The sequence below is a fragment of the Bradyrhizobium sp. T-1 genome (assembly GCF_053592855.1).
Map to the genome: position 1 here is coordinate 6,945,152 of NZ_CM132115.1, position 19,763 is coordinate 6,964,914.

At 64.9% G+C, this 19,763-nt stretch carries 13 protein-coding genes; 11 read left to right on the forward strand and 2 right to left on the reverse strand.

Going from position 1 to position 19,763, the window contains the following annotated elements:
- The first annotated feature begins 12 nt into the window (after nt 1–12).
- From ACWAT4_RS33190 to ACWAT4_RS33210, 5 genes are all read left to right on the forward strand, one after another.
- Complete coding sequence (locus ACWAT4_RS33190) at nt 13–1,392, forward strand: aspartate aminotransferase family protein (protein ID WP_449729078.1); 1,380 nt, start codon at nt 13–15, stop codon at nt 1,390–1,392.
- Between the two features lie 272 nt (nt 1,393–1,664).
- Entirely contained in the window at nt 1,665–3,269 is a 1,605-nt protein-coding gene (locus ACWAT4_RS33195; protein WP_449729079.1) for an ABC transporter substrate-binding protein, read from the forward strand.
- 86 nt (nt 3,270–3,355) lie between these two features.
- A complete protein-coding gene (locus tag ACWAT4_RS33200; RefSeq protein ID WP_212299943.1) occupies nt 3,356–4,306 on the forward strand; it encodes an ABC transporter permease in 951 nt (316 codons plus the stop codon).
- Nucleotides 4,303–5,157 (forward strand): ABC transporter permease, encoded by an 855-nt coding sequence (locus ACWAT4_RS33205; protein ID WP_212445998.1) that lies wholly within the window; start codon nt 4,303–4,305, stop codon nt 5,155–5,157. Before ACWAT4_RS33200 ends, ACWAT4_RS33205 begins: the two co-directional genes overlap by 4 nt.
- On the forward strand, nt 5,154–6,815 hold the full coding sequence (locus tag ACWAT4_RS33210) for an ABC transporter ATP-binding protein (protein ID WP_449729080.1): 1,662 nt from the start codon (nt 5,154–5,156) through the stop codon (nt 6,813–6,815). Before ACWAT4_RS33205 ends, ACWAT4_RS33210 begins: the two co-directional genes overlap by 4 nt.
- A 22-nt stretch (nt 6,816–6,837) precedes the next feature.
- On the opposite strand, the gene ACWAT4_RS33215 is transcribed toward ACWAT4_RS33210, so the two are convergent.
- Nucleotides 6,838–7,314: an Lrp/AsnC family transcriptional regulator gene (locus ACWAT4_RS33215; protein WP_018642567.1), complete on the reverse strand. Its 477-nt coding sequence runs from the start codon at nt 7,312–7,314 to the stop codon at nt 6,838–6,840.
- A 235-nt stretch (nt 7,315–7,549) separates the two neighbouring features.
- Here ACWAT4_RS33215 and ACWAT4_RS33220 point away from each other — a divergent pair, with 235 nt between their 5' ends.
- On the forward strand, nt 7,550–8,875 hold the full coding sequence (locus ACWAT4_RS33220) for an NAD(P)/FAD-dependent oxidoreductase (protein WP_212299946.1): 1,326 nt from the start codon (nt 7,550–7,552) through the stop codon (nt 8,873–8,875).
- A 47-nt stretch (nt 8,876–8,922) separates the two neighbouring features.
- Here the strand turns inward: ACWAT4_RS33220 and ACWAT4_RS33225 are convergent, their stop codons facing one another.
- Nucleotides 8,923–9,657: an IclR family transcriptional regulator gene (locus ACWAT4_RS33225; RefSeq protein ID WP_449729081.1), complete on the reverse strand. Its 735-nt coding sequence runs from the start codon at nt 9,655–9,657 to the stop codon at nt 8,923–8,925.
- Between the two features lie 239 nt (nt 9,658–9,896).
- Here ACWAT4_RS33225 and ACWAT4_RS33230 point away from each other — a divergent pair, with 239 nt between their 5' ends.
- The 5 genes from ACWAT4_RS33230 (at nt 9,897) to ACWAT4_RS33250 (ending at nt 19,751) form a co-directional block, all read left to right on the forward strand.
- Complete coding sequence (locus tag ACWAT4_RS33230; RefSeq protein ID WP_449729082.1) at nt 9,897–11,243, forward strand: MFS transporter; 1,347 nt, start codon at nt 9,897–9,899, stop codon at nt 11,241–11,243.
- A gap of 3 nt (nt 11,244–11,246) precedes the next feature.
- The gene (locus ACWAT4_RS33235) at nt 11,247–12,566 is read left to right on the forward strand and encodes an NAD(P)/FAD-dependent oxidoreductase (RefSeq protein WP_449729083.1); all 1,320 of its coding nucleotides are present in this window, start codon (nt 11,247–11,249) and stop codon (nt 12,564–12,566) included.
- 55 nt (nt 12,567–12,621) lie between these two features.
- Nucleotides 12,622–14,673 carry a hydantoinase/oxoprolinase family protein gene (locus ACWAT4_RS33240; protein ID WP_449729084.1) on the forward strand — a complete coding sequence of 684 codons (2,052 nt, stop codon included), beginning with the start codon at nt 12,622–12,624 and terminating at the stop codon, nt 14,671–14,673.
- A 12-nt stretch (nt 14,674–14,685) separates the two neighbouring features.
- A complete protein-coding gene (locus tag ACWAT4_RS33245) occupies nt 14,686–16,692 on the forward strand; it encodes a hydantoinase B/oxoprolinase family protein (protein ID WP_212299951.1) in 2,007 nt (668 codons plus the stop codon).
- 161 nt (nt 16,693–16,853) lie between these two features.
- Entirely contained in the window at nt 16,854–19,751 is a 2,898-nt protein-coding gene (locus ACWAT4_RS33250; protein WP_449729085.1) for a tetratricopeptide repeat protein, read from the forward strand.
- Nucleotides 19,752–19,763 lie beyond the last annotated feature (12 nt).

The window sequence follows — 19,763 nt, forward strand, 5'->3', positions numbered from 1 at the left end:
GCGGAGACCTTGATGCTCAGCAATTCTCTCATCGAGCTCGACCGAGCCCATCTCATCCACCCGGTCGCCTCCTACCGGGGTCACGAAGCGGCCGGCGTCAAGGTGCTGAGATCAGCCAAGGGAGCCACCGTAACGGACGCTTCCGGGCATCAGCTCGTCGACGGCTTTGCCGGGCTCTGGTGCGTCAATGCCGGCTACGGTCACGACAGCATCGTTGCCGCCGCGGCAAAGCAAATGCAGGAGCTTCCCTACGCCACGGGCTATTTCAGCCTCGGATCGGAGCCCGCAATCCGGCTTGCGGCCGAGCTGGCGGAGCGGGCGCCCGGCGACCTCAACCATGTCTATTTCACGCTCGGCGGCTCGGATGCCGTCGACAGCACGGTCCGTTTCATCCGTTATTATTGGCACGCCAGGGGCGAGCCGCAGCGCGAGCATTTCATCTCGGTCGAACAGGGCTATCACGGCTCTTCGACCGTCGGCGCCGGCCTGACGGCCCTGCCCGCCTTCCACGCGGGTTTCGGCGTGCCGCTGAGCTGGCAGCACAGAATCCCCTCGCACTATGTCTATCGCAATCCGGCCGGCGAGGGCGACGAGGCCGTCATCGCGGCCTCGCTGGCCGCGCTCGATGCAAAAATCGAGGAGATCGGCGGCCCGCAGCGCGTCGCCGCATTCTACGCCGAGCCGATCCAGGGCTCGGGTGGCGTGCTTGTGCCGCCGAAAGGCTGGATGAAAGCCATGCGCGCGCGGTGCCAGACCTATGGCATCCTCTTCGTCGCCGACGAGGTCATCACCGGCTTCGGCCGGACGGGACCGCTGTTCGCGTGCAGCGAGGACGACGTCGTCCCTGATCTCATGACCGTCGCCAAGGGACTGACCTCTGGATACGTCCCGATGGGCGCGGTCTTCATGTCGGACCACGTCTACGACACGATCGCCGATGCGGCAGGCTCGAGCGCCGTCGGCCATGGCTACACCTACTCCGCGCATCCGGTCAGTGCCGCCGTGGCTCTGGAAGTGCTGCGCCTCTACGAAAGTGGTCTGCTTGCGAATGGCCTGAGGGCGGGAGCACGTCTCATGGCGGGCCTGCGGTCGTTGAAGGATCATCCCCTCGTCGGAGACGTGCGCGGCCGCGGCATGCTGGCCGCGATCGAGCTCGTCACCGACAAGAACCGCAAGACGCCACTCCCCGCTGCGGCCGAGCCGGCAAAGCGCATCTTCGAACGCGCTTGGACGAACGGTCTGGTCATCCGGGCCTTCCCGACCGGCGTCTTGGGCTATGCGCCGCCGCTCTGCTGCACCGAGTCCGATATCGACGCCATCATCGAGCGCACCGCCAGGACCCTCGACGATACGCTGGCCGATGCCGAAGTTCGCGCCGCGCTGCAACATTAGTAGGCATGCACAATGAGCCGGCTGGACGCAGGTCCGAAATACTAGAAACAGAGACATCTTCGCAATTTTGTGCCGCGGCTCGCGGTTTTTTCGGCCAAAGCCGCGGGACTATCCTGCGAGACTTCGATCGCGGGAAAGAATGCAGTCCTGGGTGGGAGACGCGACAAGCGTCGTTGTGACGGATCGCGCCAGCCTCCACCATAACGGCGCGGCAGAACAATCTGCCGCTCCCCGCAACACGAGCCGTAAGCTTTAGCCAGCGAGGGATTGACATGAGCAACACGACGAACTGGTCTTCTTCGGACGATGCCACGATCGAGAACGCAATCCGGCGCGGGGCTTCGCGCCGCGACCTGCTGAAGCTGATGCTCGCGAACGGCGTGGCGATGGCCGCGGCCAGCACGGTCTTCGGCCGTGCGTCGGAAGCGGTGGCGGCGACCCCCGTGAAAGGCGGCGCCCTGAAAGCCGCGGCCTGGTCCTCATCCACCGCCGACACCCTGGACCCGGCCAAAGCCTCGCTCTCGACCGATTACGTTCGCTGCTGCTCCTTCTACAATCGCCTGACATTTCTCGACCAGACCGGCGTGGCCCAGATGGAGCTCGCCGAGTCCATCGAAAGCAGCGATGCCAAGACCTGGACGATCAAGCTGAAGAAGGGCGTCACCTTCCACAACGGCAAGAGCCTCGGCGCCGACGACGTCATCTTCTCGCTGAAGCGCCATCTGGACAAGGCGACCGGATCGAAGGTCGCGGCGATCGCATCCCAGATGACCGACTTCAAGGCCGTGGACAAGACGACCGTCGAGGTCACGCTGGCGAGCCCCAACGCGGACCTGCCGACGATCCTGTCCATGCATCACTTCATGATCGTGGCCGACGGCACCACCGATTTCTCCTCGGGCAACGGCACCGGCGCCTTCACCTGCAAGCAGTTCACGCCCGGCGAACGCTCGATCGGCGCGCGGAACACGAACTACTTCAAGAGCGGCCCGAACGTCGACTCCTTCGAGTTCTTCGCCATCCCGGACGAGAGCGCCCGAATCAACGCCCTGCTGTCCGGAGACATCCATCTCGGTGCCTCGATCAACCCGCGGTCGGTGCGCCTGCTCGACGGCAAGGACGGCTTCGCGCTGTCAACGACCACATCGGGGACCTACACCGACCTGAACATCCGCATGGACATGGCGCCCGGCAACAGCAGGGATTTCGTCGAGGGCATGAAATACATCGTCAACCGCGAGCAGATCGTCAAATCGGCGCTGCGCGGTTTCGGCGTCATCGGCAATGACCAGCCTGTCTCGCCCGTCAACGTCTACCACAACGCCGCCCTCAAGCCGAAATCGTTCGACCCGGACAAGGCCAAATTCCATTTCCAGAAGGCGGGCGTGCTCGGTCAGACCGTCGAGGTCATCACCTCCGATGCGCCGAGCTCGGCAGTCGACATGGCCATGATCGTCCAGGCCAGCGCCGCCCAGATCGGCATGAAGCTCGACGTGAAGCGCGTGCCCTCCGACGGCTACTGGAGCAATTACTGGCTGAAGGCGCCGATCCATTTCGGCAACATCAACCCGCGCCCGACGCCCGACATCCTGTTCTCCCTGCTCTACAAGTCGGATGCGCCGTGGAACGAGAGCCGCTTCGTCTCGGAGAAATTCGACAAGCTGCTGGTCGAGGCTCGGGGCTCGCTCGATCAGGCCAAGCGTCACGAGATCTACAATGAAATGCAGGTGATGGTGTCGGAACAGGCCGCCACGATCATTCCGGCCTACATTTCCAACGTGGATGCGATCACCGCCAAGCTGAAGGGACTTGAGGCCAATCCGCTCGGCGGCATGATGGGCTACGCCTTCGCCGAATACGTCTGGCTGACCGCCTGACCGGCGCAAGGCGAGGTCACGGGCCGGGATCGCGAGACCGGAACCCGAACCGACCAGAATGACCGGTGTGGCGCAGGAGCGCGAATGTGAAGAAGCAAGTTTCGTTGCTTGTGGTGAGGCGGCTTCTCATCGCCTTGATCACGCTCGTGATCGTTTCGTTCGCGGTCTTCTTCGCCACCGCGCTCCTGCCTGGCGATACCGCCACGATCCTGCTCGGGCAATCCGCGACGCCCGAGGCGGTCGAGGGCCTGCGCAAGGCGATGCATCTCAACGATCCCGCGATCATTCGATTCCTGAGATGGATCGCGGGTCTCTTCCAGGGCGATTTCGGCAAGTCTTACGCAAACAATGTTCCTGTCGCCAACCTGATCAGCGGACGGTTCGTCAACACGATGAAGCTCGCAGGACTAACCGCCGCGATCGCCGTGCCATTCGCATTGACGCTCGGCATCACCGCTGCGATGTGGCGCGGCACGCTGTACGACCGCACCGTGACCATCGCGACCATCGGCATCATCTCGGTGCCGGAATTCATGATCGCAACGCTGGCGGTGCTGCTGTTCGCGGTCTACCTCAAATGGCTGCCGGCCCTCTCCCTCACCAACGAGGTCAAGTCGCTCCATGACCTCCTGAGGATCTACGCGATGCCGGTCATGACGCTCACATTCGGCGTTTCGGCGCAGATGATCCGCATGACCCGCGCTGCCGTGGTCGAGACATTGAACACGCCCTATGTCGAGATGGCGCTCCTCAAGGGCGCCTCGCGGCCCCGGCTCGTGCTGCGACACGCACTGCCCAATGCGCTCGGCCCCATCGTCAACGCGGTCGCGCTCTCGCTGTCCTATCTGCTCGGCGGCGTCATCATCGTGGAGACCATCTTCAATTATCCAGGAGTTGCGAAGCTGATGGTCGATGCCGTCTCGACTCGCGACCTGCCGCTGATCCAGACCTGCGCGATGATCTTCTGCCTCGGTTATCTGGCATTGATCACGGCTGCCGATATCATCGCCGTCCTGTCCAATCCGAGGCTCCGATGACGGATTCGACCGCAACAGGCCGGCCGGGCATGCGATTGGGCTATCGCTTCAATATGGTCGGCATGACAGCCCTTGGCATCATCCTTCTCTGGGCCTGTGTCGCGCTTTTCGCCCCGCAAATCATCCCGCATTCCGTCGGAGAGATCGTCGATTCCGATTATTTCGGCCCCATGAGCCGAGAGCTCTGGTTCGGCTCGGACTATCTCGGCCGCGACATCTTCTCGCGCATCCTGATGGGTGCCCGCTACACGCTCGGCATCTCGCTCGCCGCCGTCACCATCGCCTGCTTCAGCGGCGTCGCGCTCGGCATGACCGCGGCAGTCGCCGGAGGATGGTTCGACAGCACGCTGAGCCGTTTTCTCGACGCGCTCAACTCGATACCCAGCAAGCTGTTCGGCCTCGTCGTGGTCGCCGCGGTCGGCTCGTCGATCCCGGCGCTGATCGGGACGCTGTCGGTGATCTACACGCCGGGCGCCTATCGCTTCGCCCGCGCTCTTGCCGTCAACGTCAACACGATGGACTTCATCGTCGTCGCCCGTATCAGGGGCGAACGCCTGCCCTATCTCATCGCCTCCGAGATTCTTCCCAACATTCTCGGGCCCGTGCTTGCCGATCTCGGCCTGCGCTTCGTCTTCATCGTGCTGCTGCTCTCCGGCCTGTCCTTTCTCGGGCTCGGCGTGCAACCGCCCTACGCCGACTGGGGCGCGCTGGTTCGCGAGAACATCGCCGGCCTGCCGTTTGGCGCACCTGCCGTCATCTTTCCTTCGCTCGCCATCGCGAGTCTCACCATCAGCGTCAACCTTCTGATCGACAATTTGCCGCGCAGGATCCGCGATCGGAGCGCCGAATGACGGGAAACCTCGTCGAGATCCGCAATCTCAGGGTTGAGGCAACGACCGACGCCGGCAGGCGGGTCGAGATCATCAGGGGTGTCGACCTCGACATTGCCAAAGGCGAGATCGTCGCGCTCATCGGCGAGAGCGGCTCGGGCAAGACCACCATCGCCATGACGCTGATGGGCTACGCGCGGCAAGGCTGCGCGATCACCGGCGGCGAGGTGCGCGTGGCCGGCGTGGACATGGTGAGCCTGCCGGAAGCCGAACGCGCCAGGATTCGCGGGACGAGCGTGGCCTACGTGCCGCAGAGCGCCGCCGCCGCCTTCAATCCCGCACTGGCCATCATGGACCAGGTCACCGAGGTCGCGCGGATCCACAGGCTGATGTCCGCAGCGGAGGCGCAGGCAAAAGCCCTCTCACTCTTCAAGGCGCTATCGTTGCCGGAGCCCGAGACGATCGGCAACCGCTATCCGCATCAGGTCTCTGGTGGCCAGTTGCAGCGGCTCGCCGCCGCGATGGCCCTGATCGGCCAGCCGAAGGTTGTCATCTTCGACGAACCCACCACCGCGCTCGACGTCACGACGCAGGTCGAGGTTCTGCGCGCGTTCAAGTCCGTCACGGCGCAGCACAACATCGCCGGCGTCTACGTCTCGCACGACCTGGCGGTGGTCGCTCAAATCGCCGACCGGATCGTCGTCCTCAAGGATGGCACGGTCCAGGAGACGGGGACGACGGATAAGATCCTCGAGGACGCTCAACACCCCTATACGAGACAGCTGCTGGCCGCATTCAGGCCGAAGACTCAGCAGCGAGCACCTGACCACGACGGCGCAGCGAAGCGCCCCCTGCTCGAGGTCGACAATCTGACGGTCGGCTACGGACCTCGCGCGCGCGATGGGCAGCCGCTGATCCGTGCGGTCCAGGCCGTCAGCCTCAAGCTGGATCCGGGACAAAATCTCGGCATCATCGGCGAATCCGGCTGCGGCAAGTCGACCCTTGCCCGGGCGATCGCCGGCATCCTGCCCGCGCATGCGGGCGATATCATCTTCAACGGACGCGAATTGGGGAAAGCGGGCCGCAACCGCAGCCGGAACGAGCTCCGCGAGATCCAGATCGTATTCCAGCACGCGGATACGGCACTCAATCCGGCGAAGCCGGTGGAGGACATCCTGAGGCGTCCTCTCACCTTCTACCACGGCATGAGGGGCAAGGCGCGCGACACGCGCGTCAGCGAACTTCTCGACCTCGTCCGCCTCCCGAAATCCGTGCGCCATCGATTGCCGGGAGAGCTGTCGGGCGGCCAGAAGCAGCGCGTGAACTTTGCCCGGGCACTCGCCGCCGAGCCCACGCTCATCCTGTGCGACGAAATCACCTCGGCCCTCGATACGGTCGTGGCGGCCGCGGTGATCGACCTGCTCAAGGAGCTGCAGCGCGAGCTCGGCATCTCCTATATCTTCATCAGCCACGACCTGTCGGTGGTCGAGGCGATCTGCGACGAGATCATCGTGATGTACCGCGGTCAGAAGGTCGAGCAGATCACGTCGACCCGGCTCGCGGCACCACAGCACCCTTATACCCGGCTGCTGTTCTCTTCGGTCCCCAAGCTCGATCCGGACTGGCTCGACAATTTGAAGCAGGACGCCGACGAATTGCGTGCCTATGGCCATCGGTAGACGCGGCTGGCGCTGCGGCCGATCAAGCCGGAAAGAGGCTGGTCAGCGGCATCTGCGAGCGCACGATCGGCGACTTGAGGACGACGAAGCTGAAATATTTGTCGATGCCGATATCCATGTCCGTCAGGCGCTCCATGATCGTCTGATACTCGCCGATGCTGGCGGTGACGAATTTCAGCATGTAGTCGTAACCACCGGAAACCAGATGGCACTCGATCAGCTGATCGACCTTGTCGACCGCCGACAGGAAACGGGCAAAGTCGATCTGCCGGTGGTTCTTCAACGTCACCTCTGTGAACACAGTCAGCGTCTGTCCGAGCTTGCGCACGTTGATCTGGGCGGCGTAGCCCTCGATATAGCCCTCGGCCTGCAATCTCTTCACACGCATGAGACACGGGCTCGGCGACAGATTCACCAGCTCGGCGAGCTCGACATTGGTGATGCGGCCGTTCTTCTGGAGCTCGTGGAGGATCTTGATGTCGATCCGATCCAGCTTCATTGGTGACTCTCCATCGAACACGCGCCGGAAGGCACAACAGAAAATTCGGCACGACGAGCCAAAAGCTCATCCAGCCCGCAGAGATCGCTTCTCATCGCCGCCATATCGTTCGAGAAAAGCGCAGTTTTGTAGCGACATGACGATACAGCATAAAATGCTGAGACACCATCGAATCCGGCGCCGCCCGCGGCGGTGCGCGCCTTAAGCTACGGCGATCGAAATCTAGGAAACCAGGATGCCCGCGCCACTCAACCATATCGAAACCACGCCGGATCTTCCCGGCAGTGCCGATGCCGTGGTCATCGGAGGCGGCATCGTCGGCGTGTTCGCGGCCTACTATCTCACCCTGCGCGGCCTCCGTGTCGCGCTGGTGGAGAAGGGGCGGATCGGCGCCGAGCAGTCCAGCCGAAACTGGGGCTGGTGCCGCCAGCAGAACCGCGATGCTCGCGAGTTGCCGATGGCGACCAGGAGCCTGGATCTCTGGGAGAGTTTTGGCGCCGAAAGCGGCGAGAGCACCGGCTTCTCCCGCTGCGGTCTTCTGTATCTCAGCAACGACGAGGCCGAGCTCGCGGGCTGGGCGCGCTGGCGCGATTTCGCTCGAACGGTCGGCGTCACCACGCACATGCTCGATGCGACCACGGCAACGCAGCGCGGCACGGCGACGGGCCGCACCTGGAAAGGCGGCGTCTTCTCGCCGACCGACGGCACCGCCGATCCCGCCAACGCTGCACCGGCCGTCGCACGGGCGATGCTCCGGCGCGGGAGCACCGTGCATCAGATGTGTGCGGCGCGCGGGCTGGAGACCGAGGGCGGCCGCGTCAGCGCGGTCGTGACGGAGCGCGGCGCAATTCGCACGCGCATCGCCATATTGGCAGGCGGCGCGTGGTCCTCGTCCTTCTGCCATCAGGCCGGCATCCGCCTTCCGCTGGCGTCGATCCGATCGTCCATTCTGTCCGTCTCCGGAGGCGCGAAAGGTCTGCCGGACGCGCTCCACACCTCCGCCGTTTCGGTGACGAAGCGCGGTGACGGCGGCTACACGCTCGCCATCAGCGGCCGAGGCCGCGTCGATCCAACGGCGCAGCAGCTCCGCTTTGCCCCGCAATTCCTGCCTATGTTCCTGCGCCGGTGGCGCAGCCTGCTCCCCGGCGGCCTTGAAGGCGTGAGGTCCGGACATGAGACGCTCCAACGCTGGCGCGTTGACGAGCCGACTCCGATGGAGCGCATGCGCATTCTCGATCCGCGGCCCGATCAAGACACGATCGAACTCACGCATCGGCGCGCGCTCGAATTGTTGCCGGCGCTGAAGGGCACGGCCATCAGCGCAGCATGGGGCGGCTATATCGATTCGACCCCCGATGGCGTGCCGGTCATCGGAGAGGCGTCCGGCAGGCCCGGATTGATCCTGGCTGCAGGGTTCAGCGGCCACGGCTTCGGCATCGGCCCAGGATCGGGGCATCTCGTCGCGGATCTCGTCACTGGCGCTGCACCGATCGTCGATCCGGAGCCTTATCGGCCCGAGCGCTTTGCAGGACTTGCAGTTGGAAAGGTCTCGGATTTCTAGCAGGCTCGGCTGCGCGGCGCGTTGCAGCGAAGACGTGAAGCGCAGGCTCAGCCGACACTGATCTTGCGCGCCGTCGCATTGACCAATCCACCCCAGACCTTCTCGTTGTGTTCGACGTAACGGGAAGCTGGCATCGAGATGCAGAGGCCGCCGACGGGCCGGCCCTGGGAATCGAGAATGGCGGCGCCGATGGCGCAGACGGCCGGGCGATAGCAGCAAAGATTCAGCGAGTAGCCGCGCTCGCGCACACGACCGAGCTCCGCACGCAAGTCCTCGGGGTCCGTGATCGTGCTCTCGGTATAGCGCGTCAGGCCGCGGTTGATGATGGCATCGACCTGGTCGGGCGCGAGGTGTGCCATCACCGCCGTGCCGATGGCCGTGGCGTGAATCGGCGATCGATCGCCAATCGGGCTGAAGGTCCTGACATTCTGGGTACAGTCCACGCGATCGATCAGCAGCATGGCGTCGAGCCCGTCCAGGATCGACAGATGCACGGTCTCGTTCACCTGCTCGCGCAACTCCTGCATCGGCTTGCGCGCCGCGACATAGAGTTGGCCGGCCTGCAGCTCCGGCACCTGAAGATGCAGCACGCGATGGCCGATCTGCCAGCGCGTCGCCTCCCCGCCGACCGGACGCAGCCAGCCGGTCGTCGCAAAGGTCTGCAGAATGCGTTGCGTGGTGGATTTGGGCAGATCGAGACGGCGCGCAAGCTCGCTCACGCCGACCGGCTGCATCTCCGCGACAGCTTCCAGAACTTCCAGGCTCTTCAGCAGACTCTTCATCACCCTGATCGCGATTTCTGCGGAGCGTCAGCCCCCGGCAAGGGGCACGAGCGCCGCCCATAGCACAAGGCCGGCTTTTCCCGACAGCGCTTGCCATCCTCCGGCTTCCTTGCTAGCTTCAAAAATGGAACGACGTACCACAATGTGGCATACTTGCCGAGCCGGGGCAACAGAAACATGCGGCGTCTGCTTCCGACGGTCCGCGCGAGCGGGCGGGCCCAACAACAGGAGTAATGGCTTTGACCCGAGATGGAGCGACCGCCCCCGGCCCAATGACCCACCGCCTGCAACTGAAGGCGATCTCCGGCGCCGTGGCCGGCAACCTCATCGACTTCCTGGATTTCGCGATCTTCGGCCTGCTCGCGAAGGTGATCTCCACGACATTCTTCCCGCCCGGCGATCCGACCGTGGCCTTGCTGCAAACGATGATGATCTACGCCTCGAGCTTCCTGATCCGGCCGTTCGGCGGGATCGTCATGGGACGCGTGGGAGATCGGCTGGGGCGCCGCACGGCCCTCTTCATCTCGGTGAGCGGCATGTGCGTGGTCACCGCGATCACGGCATTTCTGCCGAGCTACGCCGTCGCAGGCAGCTTTGCCACCGCGTCTCTCGTCCTCTGCCGCCTGGCGCAGGGCTTCTTCGCCGGCGGTGAGTACACGGCCGCGACCGCCTATATCGTCGAGCAGGGAGGCAGCAAGCACCGTGCGCTCAGGGCCTCTTTCTCACCGGTCGCCGCCTATGCCGGCACCGCGATCGCGGTCGGCATCTTCACGCTCGTTTCGGCCATCATCGGCGCGGAGAGCATGGCAAGCTGGGGCTGGCGGCTGATGTTCGGGCTTGGCGTACCGCTTGGGCTGCTCGGCCTTTGGATCCGCACCCAGCTCGACGAATCGCCGGAGTTTCTGGCCATCGAGGAAGAACGCCGCCGTCTGCGCACGGAAGCACCGCCGCTCTCGGCCGTGGTCCGCAGCCAGTGGCGCCGCATGCTGTTCTTCATCAGCATCCTCATGAGCCACACGCTGTCGAACTATCTCGTGCTCGGCTTCCTTGCGACCTATCTCACCAACTTCGTGAAGATCGGCGAGACGCACGCATCCCTGGCGATCTTCATCGCCCAGCTGGTGCTGATGGCGACCACCGTCACCTACGGCTGGGTCAACGACACCGTAGGGCGGCGGCCGACGCTGCTCGCCGGCTGCATCCTCGTAATCCCCGCGATGTTTCTTTCCTTCTATGTCGCGAGCTTCGCAACGCCGGCGAGCGCGATCGCCGCCGCCGTCATTCCCGTGCTGGTCTATCCGCTGATCACCAGCGGCATGACGATCGGGCTCGTCGACATGTTCCCGCGGGAGATGCGGGTGACCGCGAGCGGAATCGCCTACAACACCGGCACCGCGCTGTTCGGCGGCACCGCCCCCCTGGTTGCGGCATTCCTGATCGAACGCACGGGAACACCCTACGCCGTTCCCTGCTATGTCGCTGTTATCGCGACCATCTCCTTCGTCAGCGTCTTGCTCTACTACGACCAGCGTCGCTCCACGCCCTACGTGGTCCCGGCGGTCGCGGTCGCCGATCCCGTGGCATAGACGATGACTCAATCCTCCATCTTCGCTCCGGATTTCTCCGAGACCCCCTATTGGTGGGATGGCTGGCGTCCGAACGACGCCAGCGACAGCGGTCTGCAGCGCGAGGTCGACGTCGCGATCATCGGCGCCGGCTATGCCGGCCTCTCCTGTGCCCTCGAACTCGCCGCGCGCGGGACCGAGGTCATCGTGCTGGAGGCCGAGCTTCCCGGCGTCGGCGCCAGCACGCTGAGTGGCGGCCAGGTCACCGGCGGCGTCAATGTCGGCAAGAGCATGTCCAAGCGCGTCAGTGCGGCGGCCGGCAATACCGCGATCGAGGATAGGCTGCGCGAGGCGGCGGCCGGCTACCGCTTCCTCGAGACGTTGATCGCGCGCCACAGTATCGACTGCGACTACCGCCGCAACGGCCGCATCGCCGCCGCCTGGACCGCGGCGCAGGTCCGCAGCTGGGAAGGACGGATCGCCAGGCTGAACGCACATACCGACAGCGACGTGCGCATGCTGGACCGCAATGAGCTGCGCCGCGAAGTGGCGAGCGAGGTCTATGTCGGCGGCGCGCTGATCAACGGAGCAGGACATCTCCATCCGGCGAAATTCTTCGGCGGGTTGCTGGCGGCCGCGCTCGATGCCGGAGCGAAGCTGGCCTGCCATGCGCCCGTCACGTCGATCACGCGCGCGGGCGCCGCCTACCGGATCGCGACCGGCCGAGGCGAGATTTGCGCAAGGCGCGTCGTGATTGCGACCAACGGCTACACCGGCCCGGCGACGCCCTGGCTCAAGCGGCGACTCGTTCCGGTCACCTCACATCAGATCGCGACCGAAGTTCTGCCCGCGGAACTGCGGACGTCCCTCATCCCCGGCGATCGCGGCGTCGCCGAGGCGAACCGGGTGACGGCCTATTACCGCTACTCCCCCGACCGACAACGATTTTTGTTCGGGGGCCGTGCGCGCTTCTATCCGCTCGACCGCAAGGCTAGCGCCAAAATCCTGTTTGCACAGATGACGGAACGCTTCCCGCAACTGCGCGACGTCAGGGTGAGCCATAGCTGGGGCGGCAAGGTTGCCGTGACGCTAGATGCCCTGCCGCATCTCGGACGCGATCCGCAAGGTTGCTACTACGCCGCCGGCTGCAACGGCAGCGGCGTCACGACAATGACCTGGCTCGGCCATCGGCTGGCACGTCATCTGCTGGGCGAGCACGATCTCGCGTCGGATGCCTTCGGCACGCCGTTGCCGTCCCATCCGCTCTATCACGGCCAGACATGGTTCATGCCGATCCTCGGCAGTTACTTCCAGCTGCGCGACCACATGGAGAAGCGCCGCTGACGCGTTGCCCGCCCCCGCGGGCATGTTCGACACGATGCAGGGAGACACCTGGACGATGGGTTTGAGAATTGGCGTCGATATCGGCGGATCCTTCACCGACTTCGCGGTCCTCGACGAAAGCAACGGCACCGTGCGCAGCCTCAAGGTGTTCTCGCGGCCCGACGCGCCGGGCCGCGAGGTCGCCGACGGCATGCGCATGCTCGGCGAACGCTACGGGATCGACCCGGCGGAAGTCGTACATTTCACCCACGGCACCACGGTTGGCGTCAACGCGGTGGTGCAGCGCAAGGGCATCCGTCTCGGGCTGATCACCAACCGCTATTTCGAAGACGTCCTGGTGCTGGCACGTCTCAAGACGCCCGACATGTATCACCTGATGTCGTCGCGGCCCGAGCCGCTCGTGCCTCGTTACCGCACGTTCGGGATCGACGGACGGCTGGACGCCGAGGGCAAGCAGCTCGAACCCGTCGACGCAGCGAGCGTGCGCGAGGCGGTGGCAGGATTGAAGCGAACCGGCTGCGAGGGCGTCGTGATCTCGCTGCTGCACGCCTACCGCAATCCCGAGCACGAAAGACAAGTGCGGGCGATCATCGCCGAGACCGCGCCGGAGCTCTTCGTCTCCTGCGCGAGCGAGGTGTGGCCGATTATCCGCGAGTATGAGCGCACCAACACGGCCGTGATCGGCGGTTACGTGCAGCCGGTGGTCTCGAACTATCTGACCTCGCTGCAGGAGGCACTGCGCCACTCCGGCGTCACCGCGGATCTCAAGGTCACCAAATCGAACGGCGGCGTGATGAGCGCCGAGCGCGGCAAGACGGACTGCGTCCAGATCGTGCTGTCGGGCACCGCGTCCGGCGTGATCGGCGCCGCCTGGGTCGCGCAGCTTTGCAACCTGAAGAACGTCATGAGCCTCGATATCGGCGGAACGACCGCGGACGTCGCGCTGATCGCCGGAGGTGAACCGCAATACGCGACGGGCGAGTATATCGGCGATCACCAGATCCACATCCCCTCCGTCTCCGTCACCTCGATCGGCGACGGCGGCGGCTCGATTGCGCGTGTCGATCCATTCGGCGTGCTCAAGGTTGGACCCGAGAGTGCGGGATCGACGCCGGGCCCGGTTTGCTACGGGCGCGGCGGGCGCGAACCCACCATCACGGACGCCTTCGCCGCCATCGGCGTGCTCGGCCAGACGGCGCTCGGCTATGATTCAGTCCGGCTCGATGTCGCAGCCGCGCGCGAAGCGATCGCTCCCCTCGCCGCCCGGCTCGGCGAATCCATCGAAGCCGTTGCCGAAGCGATCATCAATGTCTCGATCTCGGGGATGTATTCCGGCATCAGCCGGCTGATCTCGCGGTTCGGAATCGATCCCAGGGAATTCGCGCTGATGGCGTTCGGCGGCGCGGGTCCGATGCTGGCCTGTCACCTGGCGCGGGCCCTCAACATGGAACGAATTACCGTACCCCTGACACCCGGCGTGCTCAGTGCGCTCGGCGGCCTGATCGCAGACACGCGCAACGATTTCGTCGCGGTCGCCTGGTGCGCGCTCGGGGATGAGGAGTGGGCCTCGCTGGAGCGCACGCGGCAGGCACTGGAGCAGGAAGCGATCGGCTGGGTACGCGCCGAGGTCGGCGCCATGGCGCAGCCGGAACTGACCTATACCGCCGAGATGCGTTATCAGGGCCAGTCCTTCGAGATCGAGACCGCCTTCGACGCGGAGGCCATGCGCACGAAGAACCTAGCCGCCTTGCGCGAAGCCTTCCATCAGGCCCATGAGCGTCTCTATCGCTACCGCGACGAAGCGGCCGTGATCCAGGTGGTGGCGCTGCGCGTCGTGGCCAAGGTGCGCACGCCACGTCCGGTGCTCACGCCGGTCCCGGATATGGCCGAGCCCGCGAAGCCCGCCGCCGTCGTGCCGTGCTGGATGGACGGCGCGATGCGGCAGATGCCGCTCTACCGGCGCGACGTGCTGCGCGCCGGCGACCGCTTCGTGGGTCCCGCGATCATCGCGCAGGACGACACCACCACCTGCGTACTCCCCGACTTCGAGGTGAACGTCGACCGCTGGGGCAATCTTCACATCATCAATCTCGCCGCGGCGACCTAAAGGATTCGGATTATGGCACTCAGTGGTTCCGCTCTTCAGATCTTCGCCAATTACTGCGTCGCTGCCGCGGAGAGCATGGCCTACACGCTGATCCGCACGGCGCATTCGACCTTCGTGAAGGAGACCGAAGATTTCTCTTGCGCCCTGATCACCCCGGAAGGACTCGCTTTCGCCTCGCCGAAGACGCTGGGAGCGACCTGGTACATCGGCCTCGACTACGGCCCGGTGCTGGGGTTGATCAAGGAGTATCGCCCCGGCGACATCTGCATGACCAACGACGCCTATAGCGGCAGCGTGGCGACGCATACGCCCGATATCCTGATGTGGAAGCCGGTCTACTACCGCGGCGAGATCGTCTGCTATGTCGGCGGCCACATCCACAACACCGACATGGGCGGCGCGGTCCCGGCATCGCTGTCGCGGAGGCTGACCGAGATCCAGCAGGAGGGCATCCGCTTTCCGCCCTGCAAGATCGTCGATCAGGGCGAGCTCGACGAGGGCCTGCTCGACATCATGGCCATGAACGTGCGCGCGCCGTCGCAGAATCGCGGCGATCTGCAGGCGCAGATCGCCATGCTGGTGAACGGCGAGAAGCGCGTGCTGGAGATCATCGAGCGTTTCGGCATCGACGACTTCAAGGCCGGCATGTACCAGGTGATGGACTACGCCGAGAAGCAGGCCGAGGCGGTGCTGAAGACCATTCCCGACGGCGAGTACTTCTTCGCCGAATATGCCGACGAGGACAGCGAGAACGGCAAGCCGATGCGGCTCGCGCTGACGCTGACGATCGACAACGGCCGGGCCGTCATGGACTATACCGGCAGCGACCCGCAGCTCGCCTCCTCCCTGAACATGCCGACCGGCGGCATGCCGCGCCATGCGCTGGCGCTGGTCGGATTCCACTACGTCCTCTACACGCTGAACAGCGACATCCTGCTCAACTCCGGGCTCGATCGCGTGGTTCGTTGCATCCTGCCGGAAGGCACGGTCGTCAATGCGACGGCACCGGCAGCGGTCGGCATGCGCAGCCTGACGTGCAAGATCACGCACATGCTGACCTTCGGCGTATTCTCCCGCGCGATCCCCGAGCGCATGCCCGCCTGCTCGGCCGGCGGAATGGCGATCGTCACAGTCAAGACCATGGACCACGCCGGGCGCGGCGTGATGGCCTCGCTCGGGCCGGTCGGCGGCGGGGCGGGCGGCGTGGCCACAGGCGACGGCAGCGACGGCTCGGGCGCCAACAACGCCTTCCTCCGCAACACGCCGGTCGAGATCAACGAGCTGGAAGTGCCGATCCGGATGCGGCGCTATTGCCTCGCGCCCGACTCAGGCGGCGCCGGAACCCATCGCGGCGGGCTCGGCCTCACGATGGAGTTCGAGGTGTTCACGCCGGGTACCACCGTGACCGCGCGCAATCGCGACCGCACGTATTTCGCCTCCTGGGGCGTCCTCGGCGGCGGCGCCGGCGCCAACGCGATCTTCACCAGGAATCCCGACGGGCCGGACACCGAGGCGCTGGGCAACACCGATGTCGTGCCCTGCAGGCCCGGCGATCGCATCCGTCTCGTCGGCGCGGGCGCCGGAGGATTCGGCGATCCGCTGTTGCGTGAGCCGCGGCGGGTGCTGATCGACGTTCTCTCGGGCTACGTCTCGCTCGAGGCCGCGCGCCGTCTCTACGGTGTCGTGATCGACGGCAGCCGCATCGACGAGGACGGCACGCGCAGGCTGCGCCAGGACATGCAACGCGCGCGACCGGAACGCCAGGCGGACGTTTTCGATTTCGGCAGCTATCGCACCGCCTTCGAAGCACGCTGGACCGAGGCCCGCTATCGTGAGCTCACCGCCATCCTGGCACGCCTGCCGGTCGCATGGCGGTTCTTCGTCAAGCACCAGCTGTTCGATGCGCTCGACGCGCGCCTCGAGGCCGGCGGGCAAGAGGACGATGCCGCCCTGGTGCAGGAACTCTTCGCGGACTTGGCGAAGCGCTACCCCACGCTGAAGTCGCAGGCCGACGGCTAGCCGAAAAAAGCCATCAGAGGATCGCCCGCGCCAGCTTCGCACCAGCTTCCCACCAGAAATTGCCCTGACGGGACGTCGTCCTCATTTCTGGTCAGCTTATGAATCACCAAGAGCGCCCGGCCGCAGCCGCGGGGCCGATTGCACCGCAAGATCTGGAGGCCGTGAGACAAAGCCTGGAGGCTGCGAAGCAGGGCCAGGCGCTGTTCAATCTCGGCCGATATGCCGAAGCGCTGGAATGCTTCAATATATTTGCCAGGCTCAATCCAAATGTCGCTCCCTTGTATCAGACGCGCGGCCTTTGCCTGCAACGGCTGGGCCGGTTCGAGGACGCGCAGGCCGACTTCGAGCGGTCGATTGCGCTGAATCCCAACGAGGCCGAGACGCACAAGAACCTCGGCACGCTTCATTCGAGATTTGGCCGGATGGAGCAGGCGTTCGCGAGCTTCGATCGCGCGCTCGCGCTTCGGCCGGATTTTTCCGCAGCGCTCAACGAGAAGGCGCGGGCGCTGTGGAGCGTGCAATTGCTGGATGAGGCTTTCGCGGCGTTCCGCCGATCGCTGACCCTCGACCCTGGCAATGCAGACACGATCTGGAATCTCGCGCTGCTCCAGATGCTGACCGGAGATTTCGAGCAGGGCTGGGCGGGACGCGAGGCGCGCTGGAAGGCGCCGTCCCTCGGCCTCCCCGGCCGCGGCTTCTCGCAACCCCTGTGGCTCGATGACCGGCCGATCGAAGGCAAGACCATATTGCTTCATGCCGACGAGGCGTTGGGCGACTCCATTCAATTTGTGCGCTACGCACCCATGGTGGCCGCGCTCGGGGCAAAGGTGATCCTGGAGGTCAGGCCTGCAGTCCGGCCGCTCCTGGCGGAGTTGAGCGGCGTCGCACATTGTGTCGACCGATCGTCGACGCCGTCGCTGGCGTTCGACCTGCATTGTCCTCTCGGTAGCCTGCCGCTGGCGTTCGGGACACGGCTCGATACGATCCCGCTTGCGGAATCGTACCTTCCTGCACCTCCGGCGGCGCGCGTGAAGGCGTGGGAAGACCGGCTGGGCCCCCGCACGCGTTTCCGCGTCGGCCTGGTCTGGTCGGGAGATCCGGGGCACAGCAACGATCACAACCGGTCGATGGCGCTGCGCGCACTTGCGCCTCTGCTCGATGGCGACGTCCAGTTCGTCTCCTTGCAGAAAGGCATCAGGGATCAGGACCGCGCCTTCCTCGGCGAACGCAAGGACATCATCGACCTGACGGACCAGCTCACGGATTTCAGCGAGACCGCGGCGCTGATGAGCTGTCTCGATCTGGTGATCTCCGTCGACACCAGCGTCGTTCATCTCGCTGGCGCGCTCGGCGTTCCGGTCTGGACGATGTTGCCGTTCAATCCGGATTGGCGCTGGCTGCTCAACCGCGACGACAGCCCGTGGTATCAATCCATGAGGCTGTTCAGGCAGCCCAAGCGGGGCGACTGGACGAGCGTCGTGGACAGCGTTCGCCTTGAACTCGAGCGGTTGGTTTCCGCATCGCGATCAGGCGCACAGCAGCATCAGAGCAAGGCCGCGACCACCACATCGCAGGACGCGATCCTCTCGAATTGTCTCGGCAAACTGCTCTGGCAGCGCAAGCGGATGGAAGAGGCTGTGCGGCATTTCGAACGGGCGTTGAAGCTGGATTCGCAATACCTGGAAGCCGCGAACAATTGCGGTAGACTGTTGTTCAATCTCGGCCGGTATGCGGAATCCCTCGAATGCCTGAACGTTGCCGAGCTACTGGAATCAAAGTCCGCAGCCCTGTATCAAATGCGCGGCGCATGCCTCCAGGAGGCGAACCGGTTCGCCGAAGCGGAAGCCGACTACGAGAGGTCCATCGCGCTGGACCCCAGCCAGGCCGAGACGCACAACAACTTCGGCCTGCTTCATGCGAGGCTAGGCCGAACCGAGCAGGCAGTTGCGTGTTTCGACCGCGCGCTTGAACTTCGATCGGATTTTTCTGCCGTGCTCAACAACAAGGCACTGGCCTTGATGAATCTTCAATTGCTGGATGACGCCTTCGCGGCCTTTCACAGATCGTTGGCGGTTGATCCGGGCAACGCGCCGACGACTTATAACCTGGCGACGCTTCAGCTGTTGACCGGAGATTTTGAGCGAGGCTGGCTTGGACGCGAGGCACGTTGGAAACTTCCTGTCGGCTTGCCCGAACGCGGTTTCTCCCAACCGCTCTGGCTCGGTGACCGGCCGATCGAAGGCAAGACGCTGCTGCTTCACGCCGAAGAGGGATTGGGTGACGCAATTCAGTTCGCGCGCTATGCGCCCATGGCGGCCGCGCTCGGCGCGCGAGTGATCTTGGAAGTTCAGCCGCCGATCCGGCAGCTCCTCGCTGGCGTGCCTGGCGTCGCCGATTGTATCAATCGACCATCTGCATCGTCGCTGGCGTTCGACCTGCACTGCCCTCTTGGCGCCTTGCCACTGCTGTTCGGGACGCGGCTCGATACGATCCCGCTGGCGGAGTCCTACGTTCCAACGCCTCCGGCGGCGGATGTGAAGGCCAGGCAAGACCGCCTTGGCCCCCACGATCGCTTCCGTGTCGGTCTTGTCTGGTCGGGAAATCCGGACCACAAGAACGATCACAACCGCTCGATGGCCCTGCCTATGCTCGCGCCTCTGCTGGATTGCGACGCTCAGTTCGTCTCCTTGCAGAAGGGCATCAGGGATCGGGACCGGGCCTTCCTGGGCGAACGCCCGGATATCGTCGACCTGGCGGCGCAGCTCACCGATTTCAGCGAAACAGCTGCGCTGATCGGCTGCCTCGACCTGGTGATCTCGGTCGACACCAGCGTCGTTCACCTCGCCGGCGCGCTTGGCGCGCCGGTCTGGACGATGTTGCCGTTCAACCCGGACTGGCGCTGGCTGCTCAACCGCGACGACAGCCCATGGTACCGGTCGATGCGACTGTTCAGGCAACCCAAGCGCGGCGACTGGGCGAGTGTCGTCGACAGCGTCGGGAGCGAACTGGAGAGGCTGGTTTCCGCGCGGCGCGGCAGCGACAAGGCGACCGGCGCCTGACCTCCCCGTCGC